At 66.6% G+C, this 1,709-nt stretch carries 1 protein-coding gene and 1 pseudogene; both read left to right on the top strand.

Annotated features, from left to right (window positions below):
• Positions 1-209 precede the first annotated feature (209 nt).
• On the top strand, positions 210-1,421 hold the full coding sequence (locus QZ408_RS14740; protein WP_292492819.1) for a tripartite tricarboxylate transporter permease: 1,212 nt from the start codon (positions 210-212) through the stop codon (positions 1,419-1,421).
• Between the two features lie 33 nt (positions 1,422-1,454).
• Positions 1,455-1,709 (top strand): annotated as a pseudogene (locus QZ408_RS14745) (RNA-processing protein); the annotation flags it as partial.

The raw sequence follows: 1,709 nt of genomic DNA on the forward strand, positions 1-1,709 counted from the left end.
TCTCTCCATCCGGAGCTCCGCCCGGAGCGGTGATACCGTGTAGCAATCGTGGCCGTAGGAGGCGCAGAGGGCACGGTCTCCCGCCGCCTTGTTCTCGAGCCGGGTGATGGCGATCTTCATCGTCACAACGTTCGCCCCGGTGGAATATGACTGTATCGGACGGCACGATTCGGTTGGTTTATCCGCCGCGGCTCCGACGGATAATCGACGTGCTCTCCAGTATCGTGCTCGGGGCCGCCATCGGCATCGGCTGCGGCGTCGTGAGCGGCCTCGTCCCCGGGATCCATGCGAACACCATGGCAGGCGTCCTTCTCTCGCTCCAGGCGCTCCTCCTTGCCTGGTTCGACCCGGTGTTTATCGCCTCGGCCATGTTCTCCACGCTCGTTACGCACACGTTCCTTGACAACGTCCCGGGGACGTTCCTCGGCATACCCGACGCCGACACATCGCTTGCAGTCCTCCCCGCGCACGCCCTCTGTCTCGAAGGCCGCGGAGAGGAGGCCGTCCGGATATCGGCGCTCGGGAGCGCCGCCGGCGTCGCCCTCTCCCTCCCGCTCGCGGTGGCGTTCGTCCTGGTCCTTCCTGCGCTCCAGCCGGCGATCGACTGGGGCATCGGCCTTGTCATCCTCGCTGTGGCGGGCTACCTCATCGTCGTCTCCGAGTCGCCGGGATGGGCGCTCGCGGTCTTTGCGGTATCCGGGGCTCTCGGCCTCTTCTCCCTCGGTTATGCCTTCCTCGCCTGGCCGGCGGGCGGAGAGTCCGGGGTACTGATGCCTCTCCTCTCCGGACTCTTCGGGATCGCGGTCCTCCTCCAGGCGTCGCACGGGGTCATGCCTGAGCAGCATTTCACCGGGATCGATCTCCCCCCGGGCGCCTTCCGGCGCGGTTCCCTCCTCGGCTCCGCTGCCGGAGCCCTGGTCGGCTGGCTCCCCGGCCTCTCGAGCGCCACGGCAAACGCCCTCCTGACCTCGGCCGTCGGCTACGACTCGAATCCTCGCGAGTACGTCCTTGCGACCAGCGCCGCAAACACCGTGAACGCCTTTCTCGGCCTTGCGGCATTTTACGCCATATCCCGGACACGGAGCGGTGTCATGGCGGCGATTGGGGCTCTTGAGGAGGTGCCGCCGGCGACCGCCATCCTCCTTGCCGGCGCGATTGCCGCGGTCGGGGCCTACCTCCTGACCATCCTCCTCTCGCGTGCGGCCTGGTGGTTTTCTGGCATCAACATCACGAACCTCAACTACGCCGTCATCGCCTTCGTCGTCCTTCTCTCGCTCTTCCTCTGCGGCCCATTCGGCGGGCTCATCCTCCTGCTCGCAACGGCGGTCGGCTACGTGCCGACTCTCGTCAACATCCGCAGGGTCTACTGCATGGGGGCGATCATGGTCCCGGTGATGGCCTACTCGTTCGGGATCGCCTGACCCATTATATCAGCGAAACTCCAATACCGTACCATGCTACAGCGCTACTGGTTCGGAGACGTCGATGAGGAGGGGTGCCGGGCCGCCGGCACCGATCCGGCCGCGCTCGCCAGGCGGGCGGATGAGCTCCGCACCAGTATGGAGACCTACGTCCCCATCGACTGGGAGGTTGCCCGGGACTGCGGCGTCGTCCGGACCCGGGAGGAGTACGTCGACCTGCTCCGTGCGGTCTGCATCGCCCGGGCCAGGGAAAAGATTGCGGTCTCTTACCAGGCGCGGGACGTCGAG

Origin of the sequence: Methanoculleus sp. 10, assembly GCF_913757945.1 — an archaeon.
In the GTDB taxonomy this organism is placed as follows: domain Archaea; phylum Halobacteriota; class Methanomicrobia; order Methanomicrobiales; family Methanoculleaceae; genus Methanoculleus.